Source organism: Leclercia sp. Marseille-Q4284 (assembly GCF_916618945.1).
Taxonomy (GTDB): domain Bacteria; phylum Pseudomonadota; class Gammaproteobacteria; order Enterobacterales; family Enterobacteriaceae; genus Enterobacter; species Enterobacter tamurae.
The window spans coordinates 407,220-423,310 of record NZ_CAKAKG010000001.1 but is presented as its reverse complement, the minus strand read 5'-3'; the positions used below and the strand labels follow the sequence as shown (position 1 = coordinate 423,310).

The window sequence follows — 16,091 nt, the reverse complement described above, 5'->3', positions numbered from 1 at the left end:
ACCAGAATTGAGGAGCCCAAAACTCGGATAATTCTGTGCTTTAGGATTAATCCCCCTTTCCTTCCCCTCGCAATACTTAAACAATTTTACACAAATTCACATTGTATTCTTTTTTGCTTACACAGCACGGATTCGCCGATGAACGCCCGACACAATATCGCCATAATAATAACGACAGCCACCGGGCTGTCTTTACTGTTTCCTGCCCAGGCGGCGGAGCCAGATAATCAATTTATTATTCAGCAGCAGCGCCAGCGAGCATTAGAGCAACAATTAACCCCGCCCGTCCCGGACGTGCGTCTGTCCGAGCCCTCATCCGGCTTTGGCAAGATTGCTTTTCCAACAGAAAAGCCCTGCTTCCCGATTAACCGCGTCGAGCTGAGCGGTCAGGAGGCCCTGCCTCACTGGCTGCCGCTCCAGCGTATTGCAGACCAGGCTCAGGGGCGCTGTCTGGGCGGGAAAGGGATTAACCTGTTGATGAGCACGATGCAGAACCGCATCGTCGACCACGGCTGGATCACCACCCGCGTGCTGGCTCCGTCGCAGGATCTGAAGAGTGGCACCCTGAAGCTGGCCATCGTGCCGGGCACCATCCGCCATGTGAAGCTCACTGAAGAGAGCGACGACTACATCCAGCTCTACAGCGCCTTCCCGGCTCACGAGGGGAACCTGCTGGATCTGCGCGATATTGAACAGGGGCTGGAGAACCTACAGCGCCTGCCGACGGTCGAGGCCAACATGGAGCTACTGCCGGGAGAGAATCCTGGCGAGAGCGACGTGGTGATAACCCGTAAGCAGAGCAAAATGTGGCGTATCGGCCTGTCGCTGGACGATGCCGGGACCGAAACCACCGGGCGCTACCAGGGCGGCGTCACTCTGTCGCTGGATAACCCCTTCTCCCTGAGCGATCTGCTGTATGTCTCGGCCAGCCACGATCTGAATGACAAGGGCGGTAAAGGCAGCAAAAACTATACCGCCCACTACTCGGTGCCCTTCGGCTACTGGATGCTGGGCATCACCGGCAGCGACTACGACTACCACCAGACCGTTGCCGGGCTGAACGAGGATTATCGCTACAGCGGTAAGAGCAAAAACCTCGACATTCAGCTCAGCCGCGTGCTGCACCGCAGCGGCTCGCAGAAGACCACCTTCTCTTACGACGTGCTGGCGCGGGAGACCCGCAACTATATCGACGATACGGAAGTGGGCGTTCAGCGCCGGCAGACCGCGGGCTGGCGCATCGGGCTGGATCATCGCCACTACATCGGCCAGGCGACGCTGGATGCGGGCATCAGCTATCAGCGCGGCACCCGCTGGTTCGGCGCACAGCCTGCACCGGAGGAGTACTGGGGCGATGCCACCGCCCTGAGCAAAATTACCCAGCTCAGCGCCGGACTCGATCTGCCATTTGCCATCGGCACGCAGAACTTCCGCTACAACGTGCAGTACCTGCGCCAGATCAGCAATACGCCGCTGACGCCGCAGGATCAGTTTGCCATCGGCAACCGCTGGACGGTGCGCGGCTTTGACGGCGAGCGCACCCTGAGCGCCAGCCACGGCTGGTACGTGCGCAACGATCTGGCCTGGCGCACGCCGCTGCCGAACCAGGAGTTCTATCTGGGTGCCGATTACGGCGAAGTGGGCGGTTACAGTTCGGATCTGCAGGTGGGTAAACACCTGGCAGGCGGCGTGGCGGGCCTGCGCGGCAACGCCTTTAACACCGGCTACGACCTGTTCGCCGGGACGCCGTTCTCGAAGCCGGACGGCTTTGAAACCAGCGATCTCACGCTCGGCTTTAACCTCAACTGGAGCTGGTGATGCGCGTCGGAAATCTGGAGATTAAAGCCCCACTGATCCTCGGCGGGGAAGAGAGCGAGGCCGAAGTGCTGGGGGCCACCGTCTGGCTGTGGATGCACTCCCCGATGCACCGGGATGCTCCCCTGCACGCCCTGCCCACCCTGCTGCTGCCGATCATTAAGCGCCGTCAGTACGTGCTGGTTATCGAGAACGACCGCCCGGTCTTTTTCCTCAGCTGGGCCTGGCTGAATGAGGAGGCGGAAGCCCGCTACCTCACCCGCCCGTCCATTGAGATGCCAGAGGCGGACTGGGACAGCGGAAATCGGATCTGGTTCTGCGACTGGATCGCCCCCTTCGGCCACACCGCCGCGATGTACGACCTGATGCGCCGCGATATCTTCCCCGACCACGTCTGCCGCGCGCTGTATCACCGCGGCGCAGAGCGTGGCAAGCGCGTGATGCTGTTCCACGGCAGCCACGTCAGCCGTCAACACGCCAGAGAGTGGCAACAGAATCACCCGCTCGCAGTAAGCCTGCCGGAAGCGTTTAAAGGAACGAACCATGAATAAGAACCTGTACCGAATTGTCTTTAACAAAGCGCGCGGCATGCTGATGGTGGTGGCGGATATCGCCCGCTCCCGCTGCGCCGGTTCGTCCCGTTCTTCCGGCATCGGCCATACCCATAGCCAGCTTATCGGCAAGGTGAGCGCCATCAGCTTTAGCCTGTGGCTGGCGATGGGGGCCGTGCAGACGGCGCAGGCCACCATCGTGGCAGACGCCGGTGCGCCAAAAAACCAGCAGCCGACGGTGGTCAACAGCGCCAACGGCACGCCGCAGGTCAATATCCAGACCCCGTCCGCGGCCGGGGTGTCACGCAACAACTACACCCAGTTCGACGTCGACAACAAAGGGGCGATCCTCAACAACTCGCACAACAACGTGCAGACCAATTTGGGCGGCATGGTGGCGGGCAACCCGTGGCTGGCGAAAGGCGAAGCCAAAGTGATCCTCAACGAGGTGAGCTCCCGCGACCCGAGCAAGCTGAACGGCATGATCGAAGTGGCAGGTAAAAAAGCCCAGGTGGTGATCGCTAACCCGTCGGGCATCACCTGTAGCGGCTGCGGCTTTATCAACGCCAACCGCGCCACCCTCACCACCGGCCAACCGCAGATGAAAGATGGCGCGCTGACCGGGTTTAACGTCGAGCGCGGCGAGGTGGTGGTTGAAGGCGCGGGGATGGACAGCTCCGGCGCGGATTACACCGACATCATCGCCCGCTCGGTGAAGGTTAACGCCGGGCTGTGGGCAAACGATCTGAAGGTCACCACCGGACGCAACAAGGTGGATGCCGCCCACGAGGTGATCGAAAAAGGCAGCGACGATCCTGCCACCCGCCCGCAGCTGGCGGTAGACGTGGCCAGCCTCGGCGGCATGTACGCAGGCAAGATCCGCATGGTCGGCACCGAGACCGGCGTCGGGGTACGTAACGCCGGGGCCATCGGTGCCCAGGCAGGCAGCGTAACCATCTCTGCCGACGGGCGCATCGAGAACAGCGGCACCGTGCGCGCGGGCGACGCTGCCAGCCTGCAAACCGCCAGCGAACTTAACAACAGCGGGGTGATCACCGCCGCCAATAACGTGCATGCGAACGCCGCCAGCCTGACCAGCAGCACCAACAGCGTGCTGGCCGCCGGGGTGAAAAGCGACGGCAAGCTCGCCGACGCGGGCGATCTGGAACTCAGCACCAGCGGCCAGTTGACCGCCCACGGTCAAAACCTCGCGGGCGGTAACCTCAGCGCCCGCGGCCAGGGCGTGGACGTCAGCGGCAGCCAGACCCAGGCTAAACGCGTTCTGCTGGACGGCGGCGTGGGGGATGTGAGCACCGCCAGCGCCAGGGTCAATGCCAGCGAACTGACCGTCCGCAGCGGTAAGATGCTCAACAACGCCGGGGGCGCGCTGAGCGCGGAGACAATTAACCTCAGCGCCCACGACCTCAGCAACCAGCAAGGTAAAATCGTTCACAGCGGCGGCAGTGCGCTGGCGGTGGATCTGCCGGGCAAGCTCGATAACCGTCAGGGGCAGATTGGCGCAGCCAACGGCGTGCAGCTTAAAGCGGCAGCCATCGACAACACCGCAGGGCAGATCGTGGCGGTGGCGGGCAACACCCGACTGGACGCCGGAACCCTCAACAACCAGCAGGGGCTGATCTCTGCGGCTGCGGGCGACGGCGAGATCCAAAGCCAGCAGGCGGTGAATAACGCCAAAGGGCGTATCGAGGCGGCGAAAACCCAGCGCATCAACGCCGGGCGCCTCGACAACCAGCAGGGGGTGATTGTCGCCGACGGCGCAACCCTGGCCCTGAATGAATTTGATAACCGTTCCGGCTCCCTGCTCTCTCAGGGTTCCCTGAACCTCGAGAGCGGCGCGCTGAACAACCAGAGCGGCTTCCTCGCGAGCGACGGCGATTTTAATCTGAGCGCGGGTGCCATCGACAACAGTGACGGCCAGATCGGCGCGAACCGGACGTTGACCGCCGGATTCGACACGCTCATCAATAACGGCGGCGCGCTGAAATCGGTCGGGGCCATGACCCTGAGCGGCGGCCTGCTGGATAACAGCCACGGCACCACCTTCTCCGGGGACAGCCTCACCTTCAGTGGCGACACGCTGAACAATACCGCCGGGCAGCTGGCGGCGACAGAGAGCCTGTCGCTGGCTACCACGCAGCTCATTAATAATAACGGCGTGCTGCAGGGCGACGGGGTTAACCTCACCTCCGGCGCGGTCGATAACAGCGCAGGTACCCTCAACAGCCTGGGTGCCCTGAACTTCTCGGCAGAACGCATTAATAACCAGGCAGGCACCCTGGCCGCCAGCGGCGCGGCGGATGTGGCGGCCACGGATCTTGATAACCGCAGCGGCGGGCGCATCATTGGCGAGGCCGAAACCGCCCTGCACACCACTAACCTGCAAAACGGCGGCGGGCAGATCCAGTCGGTGGGCGATCTGCTCCTCGACAGCGCCCGGGGCACCGTGGATAACGTCTCGGGGCTGATCCGCAGCGGTAAAAGCGTGACCCTGACTGCCCTGCACTTTGCTAACCAGGATACCCTCGGGGAAAACCAGGGCCTCGAAGGCCAGAGCCTGGCGCTGAATACCGACAGCCTGGAAAACCAGCGCGGCAGCATCCTGGCAAATAACACGCTGGATATTGATAACAGCGGCGTGCTGAACAACAGCGCAGGGGTGCTGGCTGCGGGCGAAACGCTGGAGCTCAGCGGTAACGGGCTGAACCTGATGAATGCGGGCGGCACCCTGAAAGCGGGTAAAGCGCTGAGTGTGGATGCGGCGTCCCTCGATGCCAGCGGTCAGCTGCTGTCGCTGGGGGATATGGATCTCCACAGCACCAGCGGCGTGAACAACACCGGCACCACCATCGCTAACGGCAACCTGACATTCACGACTGACGGGGACCTCACCAACAGCGGCCAGCTGATGGCGGGCAGCGCCCTCGACGTGCAGAGCGCCAACCTGACCAACCTCGCCAGCGGTGAAATCAACGCCGGTAGCACCACTCTGACCGCCAGCGGGACAGTACGCAATACCGGCCTGATCGACGGGATTGTCACCCGCATTAACGCCAACACCCTGACCAACATCGGCACCGGGCGGATCTACGGCGATGCGGTGGGGGTAAATGTGGAGACCTTCAACAACCTTGCGGAAAACGGCACCGCGGCGACGCTGGCCGGACGCGAGCGCGTGAACCTCGGCGTGCAGACCCTGAACAACGCCGACCATGGCCTGATCTACAGCGCAGGCAGCATGACCATTGGCGGGGCGCTGGACGACAGCGGCGGCGTCACCGGTCGCGCCGGGACCATTAACAATCATAGCTCCACCATTGAATCCGCCGGGGATATGGCGATTGCCGCCGGGCAGATCAATAACATCAACGACCACTTCTCCACCGAAGTGGTGCGGGTGTCGCAGGACGATCTCACCGACTATCAGCACACCGGGTCAACCAACCGCTGGAGCTCGACAGAGCAAGGCGTCTGGGTGGATGATAACTCCTCCGACGGCCTGAAAAACCTCAACACCCCGGAGCGTTCCGGCCACGGCAACGACAATTTCAACCAGTACGACTACACCCGTACCATTGACGAAACCCGCATCAAAGAGAGCGACCCGGCGAAGATCCTCGCGGGTGGCAACCTGCTGATGACCGGTGACAAACTGTTTAACGACAAGAGCCAGGTGATCGCAGGCGGCACCCTGGCGATTGACCAGATGGGCAGCGTGCAGAACGAGGACGTGCCCGGCAAGCGTTACACCAATGATGAGGGCACTGTCACCCACTACTACCGTATTCGCCACAAAGGCGACGACGAGCAGGGGCGCGATCGCACGGCGTATACCCCGCCAACCACCATTCAGGATATCGCCCTGAAACCGGGCCAACTGGTCAGCAACGGCAGCGTCGAGGGGAGTAACCTCAGCATCACTCCGCTGGTGTTGCAGGGAACCGACGTGGCGATTGGGCAGGCCGCAGGGGTGAAACCCGCGCCGCAGCAGACCGTCTCCCCGGGCGAGCCGGTGACCCCGCCTGCCGGGCAGCAGTTTGAAGTGACCCCGGCCGACGGCGCGATCCGCATTATCGGGCCGAATACCACCCTGCCGGACAACAGCCTGTTCAAGGTGAACCCGTCGTCAGACGTGCCGTACCTGGTGGAGACCGATCCGCGTTTCACCAACGAGCGCCAGTGGCTCGGCAGCGACTATATGCAGGACGCCTTTACCGCCAATGGCGACAACACCCAGAAACGGCTGGGGGATGGCTACTACGAGCAGCGCCTGATCCGCGAGCAGGTGATTGGCATTACCGGCCAGCGCTATCTCGACGGCTACAACAACGACGAAGAGCAGTACAAGGCGCTGATGGATCGCGGCATTACCTTCGGCAAGCAGTACGATCTGAAGATCGGTGTGGCGCTGACGCCAGAGCAGATGGCGCTCCTGACCGGGGATATCGTCTGGCTGGTCAACACCCGGGTGAAGATGCCGGACGGCTCAACCGAGAACGTGCTGGTCCCGCAGGTCTACGCCAAAGTGAAACAGGGCGATATCGACGGCTCCGGGGCGCTGATTGCCGGGAACAACGTCTCCATCAAGCTTAACGGCGACCTGTTTAACCGCGGGACGATTGCCGGGCACAAAGTCCTGCAACTGGACGCCGACAACATCACCAACCAGACCGGCACCATTCAGGGTGCGGACGTTAATCTGAACGCCCGCACCGATATCAACAACATCGGCGGTGCCATCGTGGGTGACAGCAGCGTGCTGGCCAGCGCCGGACGCGACATCAATCTCACCAGCACCACCCTCAGCGCCGACAGCGTGAACGGCGAGAACAGCTTCGCCCGCACCACCATCAACAGCGTCTCCGGCATTTACGTGCAGGGCGACGACGGCAAGCTGGCGCTGCAGTCCGGGCAGGATATCACCCTGACCGGGGCGCAGGTGATCGCCAGCGGCGAGAACGGCAAAGCGCAGCTGGTGGCCGGGCGGGATATGACCCTCAATACGGTGGAGACCGCCAGCCGCGATAACCTGGTGTGGGATGGTGACAACAGCCTGAAGCAGGGCCAGACCCAAACCGTTGGCAGCGAAGTGACCGGCAAAGGGGACGTCACCCTTGCCGCCGGTAACGATCTCAACGCCCGCGCCGCCGCCCTCTCCGCCGGCGAGGCGCTGAACGTCAGCGCCGGGAATAACCTGACCCTGACGGCAGGCGAAAACACCCAGGATCTGGACGAACGGCATAAAGTGGTGGGCGGTAACGGCTTCCTGTCGAAAACCACCACCACCACCCGCGATCAGATTGACCGTCAGACGGTGCAGAGCAGCGAGCTGAACGGCAATACCGTTAACCTCACCGCCGGAAACGATCTCACCGTACGCGGCAGCAACGTGGCGGGTACGGGGGATGTCTCCCTGCTGGCAGGCAACAACCTGACCGTGGAGACCCAGAGCGAGCGCAATAGCGAACTGCACCAGAAGCAGGAGAAAAAATCGGGGCTGTTAAGCTCGGGCGGGATCGGCTTTAGCGTCGGCACCCAGAGCATCAAAACCACCGACACCGGCGCAGACGCCACCCAGGCGGGCAGCACGGTGGGCAGCGTCGATGGCGACCTGACCCTGCGGGCGGGAGATCGCCTGACGGTGAGCGGCTCGGATCTGGTGGCCGGTCAGGATATGACCCTGACGGGTAAAAACGTCGACATCACGGCGGTGAACAACCGCAGCCAGCAGACCCACGAGGTGGAGCAGAAAACCTCCGGGCTGACCCTGGCGCTCTCCGGCACCGTCGGCAGCGCGCTCAACAGCGCCGTCGAGGCCTCCCAGCAGGCCAAATCCTCCGGCAGCAGCCGCCTGCAGGCGCTGCAGGGCGTGAAGGCCGCGCTCTCCGGGGTGCAGGCCGCTCAGGCCGGACGGATGGATCAGGCTCTGGGCGGGGATGCCTCTAACACCAATACCGTGGGCATTAGCCTCTCTTACGGCAGCCAGTCGTCGAAATCGACCCAGTACAGCGAGCAGAACACCGCCCAGGGCAGTACCCTTAACGCCGGGCGCGATCTCAGCGTGATCGCCACCGGCAGCGGCGCGCGCAGCGCGGACGGGGATCTGACCGTGGAAGGCAGCCAGCTCAGAGCGGGTAACGACCTGACTCTCGCCGCCAATCGCGATCTCTACCTGCGCTCAGCGCAAAACACCCAGCTGCTGGACGGCAAAAACGAGAGCAAGGGCGGCAGCGTCGGGGTTGGGATCGGCGTCGGTTCCGGCGGCTTTGGCCTTAACATCTCCGCCAGCGTCAACCGGGGCAAGGGCAACGAGAGCGGCAACGGCACCACCCACAGCGAGACCACCGTGGATGCGGGCCGCCAGGTGAATATCCTGACCGGACGTGACGCCACCCTGACCGGGGCCCAGGTGAGCGGCGAGACGGTGAAAGCGGACATTGGCCGCAACCTGACCCTCACCTCCGAGCAGGACAGCGATCGCTACGATTCGAAACAGCAGAACGCCAGCGCGGGCGGGAGCTTCAGCATTGGCTCCATGACCGGCTCGGCCAGCGTCAACCTCAGCCGCGACAAGATGCACAGCAACTACGACTCGGTGGTGGAGCAGACCGGGATCTTCGCCGGCAAAGGCGGCTACGACGTGACCGTGGGCGAGCATACCCAGCTCAACGGGGCGGTGATTGGCTCGACGGCGACCGCCGATAAAAACCGTCTCGATACCGGCACCATCGGCTTCAGCGATATTGAAAACCGCGCCGATTTCGAAGTGGAACACCAGAGCGTGGGGATGAGCACCGGGGGCAGCATCGGCAGCCAGTTTGCTGGCAACATGGCCAACGGCCTGCTGGTGGGGGCAAACCGCGACGGGCATGACAGCAGCACCACGCACGCCGCGGTATCGGACGGTACGCTGATCGTCCGCGATCAGGATCGGCAGGTCCAGGATGTCAACCAGCTCAGCCGCGACGTGGAGCACGCCAACCAGACGCTCTCCCCTATCTTCGATAAGGAGAAAGAGCAGGAGCGACTCCAGCAGGCGCAGCTGATCGGCGAGATTGGCAATCAGGTGGCGGATATTGCCCGCACCGAGGGCAGCATCCGCGCCACCAACGCGGCGAAAGAGAAGCTGAAAAACGTCAACGCGCAGGATCTGCAGGAGGCGAAAGCCGCGTGGGAAAAAGCCAACCCGGGCAAAACCGCGACCCTTAGCGACATCAACGGCCAGATCTACCAGACGGCCTATAACGACGCGCTCAGCGCCTCCGGCTTTGGTACCGGTGGGCAGTATCAGCAGGCAATTCAGGCGGCGACGGCGGCGGTTCAGGGGCTGGCGGGGAGCGATCTCAGCGCGGCCCTCGCGGGCGGTGCCGCACCGTACGTGGCAGAGGTGATTGGTCACTACAGCGGCCTGAACGACGCGGGCAAAGTTGCCGCCCACGCGGTGGTCAACGCCGCGCTGGCCGCCGCCCAGGGGCAGGACGCACTGGCGGGTGCCGCCGGTGCCGCCACAGGCGAACTGGTGGGGATGATCGCCACCGAGATGTATGGCAAATCTGCCGATGAGCTGGACGAAACGCAGAAGCAGACGGTTTCTGCCCTGGCAACGCTGGCGGCGGGCTTGTCCGGCGGCCTGGTGGGCGACAGCTCAGCTTCAGCTGTGGCGGGGGCGCAGGCGGGTAAAACGACGGTTGAGAATAACTACCTGAGTGACAAACAAAAAGCGCAGCGCGACCGTGAGCTGGCCGAATGCAAAACCTACGTGTGTAAGGCACAAATGTCTGCCAAATGGACGGCTATCGATCTCGGGCAGGACGGGAGTTTTGCCGCCGGGATGATTGCAGGCGTTCCTGCAGGCCTGTATGACACCGTCGACGGCATTGTCAAAACAGCCAGCAGTCCGCTTGAAACCTATGAAGCACTCAAATCACTGTTCAATAGTGACGATGTGCTGGGTAACGTCTCCGATGCGGTTAAACAGTCCTATATCGATCGCATTAATCGTATGGAGGATGAATACCAGAAAGCAGGGGCAAGCGGGTCGTTCAACGCCGGGGTTGAAGGCGGAAAACTGGTTACGGATATTGTCGGATTAATGGCAGGTACGGCAGGAGTGGCAAAACTTGGCGTTGCGGTAACGGAGAAAGTGGTCTCCAGAGTTGCCGGTAAAGTGCTTTCAAACGCCAAACTGAACATTAAAGACTTGCCGGATATCAACGGGAAACTCCACTCCAGCGCAGTCAGGGGGGATGCGACGATCCCCGTTGATAAAATTGAACTCTACCTGCGCGGCAAAGCCGCAGGTGACCTCGACGCACTACAGCAAGAATACAATGCGCTTAAGGCCGCCCGACGCAGTAACCAACGGGAGTTTGCCAAAGATCCGGCCAATGCGAAGCGATTGACGGCCCTCGAAAAGAGCATTCATAATGTTGAGCGATCCCGGGGTATGGCAAGCGAACTGGACATCGCAGGTATCGCGGACACCACTAAGAATAACCACCTGATAATGGATAAATTGCTCGACTCCGCGAACACGGTCACCCGTGAAAACAGAACGTCGTCTGTGGTTATGCAGGGCAGGAATAATTCTGTCAGAATTACGGCAACCTGGACAATATTGCCAGACGGAACGAAACGATTATCGACGGTGACGACAGGGGCCTTTAAATGACAAATAAATCAGTTAACCAACTACGGGCAGGGTTAGATCGCTACCAATCAAACGGCTATGTCGAATCCAATTCATTTAACGATCCGAATGATGATGCTCTGGAATATCTGGGCATGCTGCTCGTGGAAGATCAACCCACTGCGCTAAAGTATTGCCAGGGATTTTTGCAGCAGTCCCGGGTCAATGATGAACTAAAATCAGCCGCACTTGATTTCTTACTACTGTCCAGTGAATGGAGTTTCGCGTATCAGTATCTTTATAGCCAGGCGGAAAGACTTTCTATCCCGGAACTTGAAAAGGCGTTTTTTTATTTTTATTGTGATAAAAACGAAGCCGCACCTTATCCCGTTCCCGAAGGGCTATTCACTAAATTGTTAGCCCGATACGAGGTTGTTAAGAATGAGCCCGATGCTTATTTTTATCATCTACATGAAGCCTATAATGACTTTGTTAAAACACTTTCCGATACGCGGAATTGACTTTATTGTGGGGAAGAATCTGTGACTCACTCACATCATTTGATTAAAGTTATTGCCGACATGGCCATTTTTCTTGAATTCACTGACGAACATTCGCTCAATCCAGATGCCGCTGTGGAAATGATGGAACATATTGCCGCCGAGCTTCAGCTATTAACGGACGATGAGAAAGAAAGCGTCATTGATTCCTTTGCAGAGATTGCGAAAGCGTACCGGGGGGATGAGTCTGACTTTGTCAAAGGCCTTCCCGATACGCTGGGCTTACGTTAACCTCATTTAATGAATCGTTCTTACAGACCTATATTGGCGGGAAAAAACCACATTGTTTAACCTTCTTTCCTGAACAAAATCCGCTTTCGCAGGTGGGAATTTCAAAAATGAAAAACAGCACTAAATCGTTCATTAACCTTGTTTACCTGTGCTGCGCAATAGGTCTGGCCGTGTTCATCCTGACGCTCCTTGGCCGTTTAGTCGGCGCAGGATTAGCATGGAATGTGAAAGAGGGTTTTCCCTTCTCTTTCAAAGACGTGTTGATATGTCTTGAGTTAACCTGGCTGGGGTTGCCTGCGGGTTTGGTCATCTGGTTTTTTTATCACCGGTAAAAGCCCAGGACAGGTTGTAATGTGAATCACCTCCCGCCCTTCCGGCGGGAGGTTGGCTTTATGACAAAGTAAAATGAGACTCGATAATTCCAAAAAATCCCTTTGGGCGCTTATGGGCATATGTTTTTTGATGTGCATCGCATTGATGATAATTGGTCTTTTTTCTTATCTGGTGAAAGGCTGGTTAATCTGGGTCTTTGATAAGCCTTTTCCATTCGGAAAAGAAGAGATAATTACCATTTTAAAAATCAGTGTGTAAGGTTTACCTGCGGGGATAGTGTTCTGGATTTTTGGTATCCGTTAGGAGTATATTCGCGAGGTTCGCTGATATGTTAGTCAATATTGCTGAAATACAAAGACAAACTGATGAGATGATTTTACGAGCAGGCTTTCCAAAACATTCAGTGAATCTGTGTTCTGCTCCCTATGGCGATGGCACCCCCTATATTTCATTCGAAAATGATTTATATAACTATATTTATTCAGAAAGAGGGTATGAGGTCTCCCGGAAAGTCACTCACTCTTTGAATACGCTGCTTTATTGGATAATGTCCGAATTCGCCTATCAGATTGCCTACCAGTATGAGTTAGATCACAGGGTTGAAGGCAGGGATGGACGGCGCATCGCTTTTCCAAAATTTATTGAAATAATGGCGAATATGAATCCAGCCTGGGAGTCGGAAGCGCGAGTTGACATTCAAAAAATTCTGGCTGAAGCGCCCTATGACGATAGTCTCTATACATAGTTGAGGGCAACATCGCAGCGGCACTGATGCAAAGTAAACCACAAAGCAAGTGGCTAAAAGCAGATGAAGGTCGAAAATGAATGCTATAAGCGCGAAAAATGTAGGAATACTTGCAGCGATTACCATTGCAGAAGTTGGTCCAGCGTCTGATGTAAAAGCTTTTTTTAATCTGGTGCTCTCTTTATTAGAAAACGGCGTCAAAGGTAGCAAATATCCCTGGGTAATGGAAAAACTTTATCGTGGGTCTTTAGCTTATGATGAGCTTTACAAAGTCAAAAACGAGCTGGACTCTATTAAAAATGAATTTTTATCAATATCACCTGGTAATATTGAGTGGTCATCATTTGGGGTAGATAAAAACAACTCCCGATTAAATTTTGAAGGAGAGAATATGTTTTCAGTCTTTAAGCGGTTTTTTAAAGCTTTTGATGAAGCATTTCAGGCGCTTCGCGAAGTATGTCGCGGCCTTTAGGAGGATAGCTAGCTCCTCAGCCTGTTCCGCCAGCTGGCGTTTAAGACGGGCATTCTCAGCGGCGAGTTCATTTTCACGGTCAGAGTATGAGAGCTGTTGCTGCTGTTTACTGCGCCAGGTATAGAGCTGCGATTCATACAAACTGAGCTCGCGGGCTGCTGCGACAACACCAATGCGCTCAGCCAGTTTAAGGGCTTCCTGGCGAAATTCAGGTGTGTGCTGCTTGCGTGGTTTTTTGGTGGTTGATGCTGGTTTCGTCATGTGAGCTACCTCTGGTTGAGAGTTTACTCACTTAGTCGCGTGTCCACTATTGCTGGGTAAGATCACTACATGCTAATTAATGAACCGTTGAGCTGGTATTAAAAATTTACTATGACTCATTTAATAATGAAGCCCTGAACAGTACCAGGTAATAAAACCCGAATTGACGGACGGCACTGAACAGGGAAATCATAGTGTACTGTTAATACTAACAGATTTCATTTAAAAATAGATGGATTACAAGGAAATAAAGCCAACAAGACTCTAAACCCGCCTGTCATATTTATTCTGTAGGTGGATTTAGAATCGCTGTAAGAGTTTTACTTTACAGTGCCAAGTATTTCTCTTAAAAAATCATTGAAGTTATCAAATGAACCAAATATGTTTTCTGTAGCAACATTATCCCTAATTTCAAACAAATTGCTTATAGAGTTATAAGTGAATAATGAAATGCTATCATTGCCGATTACTAAATTCTTCATCAGATCAGGATTAATGAAGTCATCATTGTTCCTATAGAAATCATTCATCACAAAGAGATTTTTAACTAATGGTTCAGGTATTGAAAGACTGAATAAAATTAACCCGTTGCATTCAAAACCATCCATTGTTTTTAAAAAATTTAAATAATCAGGTTGGTTATTACATAACTGATAGAGTTCATTACACACACTACTTATTACCGGCTGTAATTTCGCACTATGATTTTCTTTAGTTATGCTCTCTATGAATGAAAATTCAAGAGGCTTTTCTACTGGATAATTCAATTTGTCCAACATCATCTTTAATTCGATAAGAATTTCTTTTGTCTCATTTTCCATTTTTATTCCCTCCAAATTATTTAAGTGGATAAATTGAGCCAGTAGGTATAGCCCACGGAGTCACCTTACTTTCACCTACTATCATACCTCTTGTTACAGATGATTGCATGTTAGTGAAGACTTTATGGAATGGTTCATTCTCGATCAACGTTAGGTTACTAAAAGCGTTAGTACCTCCATCATCGAGAGGCAATTTATGGTGAACACTCCATCCATTAGGTATTCCACCTTCAGACATTCTCATAAGATCAGAAGGGTTAAAACTATTAGCAGCATCTTTAGTATTTGCTAATTTGTTAAGAAAATTTTTTCTTACGGTACTATTAAATTCTTTTCGTAATACTGCTGTTTCTATAGGATCACGTTTGACGTAATTAATTTCTTTTACTGTAATTCCATCAAGCAGTTTTGATTCACCTCTTAATTTCCCTAAGTAAGTATTCATACCCTCTACATTTGTAGCTCGCTTTGCTAACAGAATTGATGCTGCTGCAATAGCGGTACCTGCTGTTTGTTCATTTAATACCTGATCATACCCCTTAATAGCATCCCCGCCCAACTGTTCTGCTGCTTTTCTAAAACCCTCCACGTTACCATTATATATACCGCCAGCAGCTAGCAAACGCCCGGCGGCTTTGCTATTAATTGTTTTAGCCGCTTGTGCGTGTTGTATTGGAGCATCCGAATAATGTATCTTTTGTGTTGGGGCTGGTTTACGCCCCTGATGATTATTCAAGCATTTTTCATAAGCCGTTCGAACTTCCATTTCGAACCACTCATGCCAATGTTCCATAAAGCAATCATAGATAAGATCTCCATTCTCATCAAAATAGAAAGGATTATTATAATAGCTCCATTTTTCAGACTTATCGAAACCAAAATACCAGCCTGTATCTATATTATGCTCTGTGTGATCGTAAGCCCCATCATACATACCATTCTGTTTACGCTGATACATTGGTGAAGAGGAATTTATAAAGCCACTCTTTCTATTTGGCATTTGGTGTATAGAAAAATGATTATAGTTCTCATATTCAAGATCATAGTAGACTGTGGCCTTCTCGAAGGCTACGGCTGGTCGGAGTATGTACTGAAAGTCTTCTGGTACAAGTTCTCTGCAAGCATCCCATGCCTGAATCAGTCTAAATCCACTCATCTAGTCCTCTGATATTAATATAGTTTCCATTCTGTCATTCTCACACACTTTATAAGGTTTTGTACAGTAATTGGCCTGTAGGCATAATCAAAACAACTAAGCACATTTCCGTGGTGTCAGTTCGGAACGAAAAAAAATACGACATTGTAAGTACAAAAAAGCAAAGGGGCATTATGTCCCTATTATTTAAAATATCCGTCTGTTCAAATTAGTATGGCTGTATGATCGTACCCACGTAATGTGGACACAGCCCTAAGCGAGGTTCTGATTTTCAAACCGTTCCGGACTGAGGCCGTCACAGACACTGTGACGGTGCCACCGATTGTAATCGCACTCAATATAATTGAGTACCGTCGTCCGCATTATTTCACGGCTGGTAAAGTCCTCTCCGTGGATACATTCCATCTTCAGTAAGTGGAAGAAGCTTTCCGCACAGCAACCACACCGCTTTTCCGTACTTCTGGACGCTCCTTAAGCCCGCAACAATAGGACATACCGA

Annotated in this window: 10 protein-coding genes and 2 pseudogenes; 8 read left to right on the top strand and 4 right to left on the bottom strand. The window is 55.3% G+C overall.

All coding sequences use genetic code 11. The features are described from left to right. The first annotated feature begins 138 nt into the window (after positions 1-138). The 8 genes from LG383_RS02010 to LG383_RS01975 all read left to right on the top strand — a co-directional run bounded on the left by LG383_RS02010 (position 139) and on the right by LG383_RS01975 (position 13,354). Entirely contained in the window at positions 139-1,818 is a 1,680-nt protein-coding gene (locus LG383_RS02010) for a ShlB/FhaC/HecB family hemolysin secretion/activation protein (protein ID WP_225758232.1), read from the top strand. Next, positions 1,818-2,366, top strand: a complete 549-nt coding sequence (locus LG383_RS02005) for a toxin-activating lysine-acyltransferase (protein WP_225758231.1) — start codon at positions 1,818-1,820, stop codon at positions 2,364-2,366. The genes LG383_RS02010 and LG383_RS02005 overlap by 1 nt, the downstream gene beginning before the upstream one ends. Continuing rightward, positions 2,359-11,055, top strand: coding sequence for a hemagglutinin repeat-containing protein (locus tag LG383_RS02000; RefSeq protein WP_225758230.1), 8,697 nt, complete (start codon positions 2,359-2,361; stop codon positions 11,053-11,055). Before LG383_RS02005 ends, LG383_RS02000 begins: the two co-directional genes overlap by 8 nt. Continuing rightward, the gene (locus LG383_RS01995; protein ID WP_225758229.1) at positions 11,052-11,534 is read left to right on the top strand and encodes a hypothetical protein; all 483 of its coding nucleotides are present in this window, start codon (positions 11,052-11,054) and stop codon (positions 11,532-11,534) included. The genes LG383_RS02000 and LG383_RS01995 overlap by 4 nt, the downstream gene beginning before the upstream one ends. Before the next feature lie 21 nt (positions 11,535-11,555). Then, positions 11,556-11,804 carry a hypothetical protein gene (locus tag LG383_RS01990; RefSeq protein WP_225758228.1) on the top strand — a complete coding sequence of 83 codons (249 nt, stop codon included), beginning with the start codon at positions 11,556-11,558 and terminating at the stop codon, positions 11,802-11,804. A gap of 107 nt (positions 11,805-11,911) precedes the next feature. After that, on the top strand, positions 11,912-12,136 hold the full coding sequence (locus LG383_RS01985; RefSeq protein ID WP_106994940.1) for a hypothetical protein: 225 nt from the start codon (positions 11,912-11,914) through the stop codon (positions 12,134-12,136). Between the two features lie 329 nt (positions 12,137-12,465). Continuing rightward, on the top strand, positions 12,466-12,882 hold the full coding sequence (locus LG383_RS01980; protein WP_225758227.1) for an Imm63 family immunity protein: 417 nt from the start codon (positions 12,466-12,468) through the stop codon (positions 12,880-12,882). Between the two features lie 76 nt (positions 12,883-12,958). After that, a complete protein-coding gene (locus LG383_RS01975; RefSeq protein WP_225758226.1) occupies positions 12,959-13,354 on the top strand; it encodes an Imm70 family immunity protein in 396 nt (131 codons plus the stop codon). On the opposite strand, the pseudogene LG383_RS01970 reads toward LG383_RS01975, so the two are convergent. The 4 genes and pseudogenes from LG383_RS01970 to LG383_RS01955 form a co-directional block, all read right to left on the bottom strand. Beyond that, positions 13,317-13,615 (bottom strand): annotated as a pseudogene (locus tag LG383_RS01970) (transposase); the annotation flags it as partial. The gene LG383_RS01975 and the pseudogene LG383_RS01970 sit on opposite strands and share 38 nt — an antisense overlap. A 320-nt stretch (positions 13,616-13,935) precedes the next feature. Then, a complete protein-coding gene (locus LG383_RS01965; RefSeq protein WP_225758225.1) occupies positions 13,936-14,436 on the bottom strand; it encodes a YrhA family protein in 501 nt (166 codons plus the stop codon). Between the two features lie 16 nt (positions 14,437-14,452). Next, the gene (locus LG383_RS22970; protein ID WP_370635114.1) at positions 14,453-15,592 is read right to left on the bottom strand and encodes an HNH endonuclease signature motif containing protein; all 1,140 of its coding nucleotides are present in this window, start codon (positions 15,590-15,592) and stop codon (positions 14,453-14,455) included. A 252-nt stretch (positions 15,593-15,844) separates the two neighbouring features. Further along, positions 15,845-16,027: pseudogene (locus LG383_RS01955) on the bottom strand (IS3 family transposase); the annotation flags it as partial. Positions 16,028-16,091: the final 64 nt, after the last annotated feature.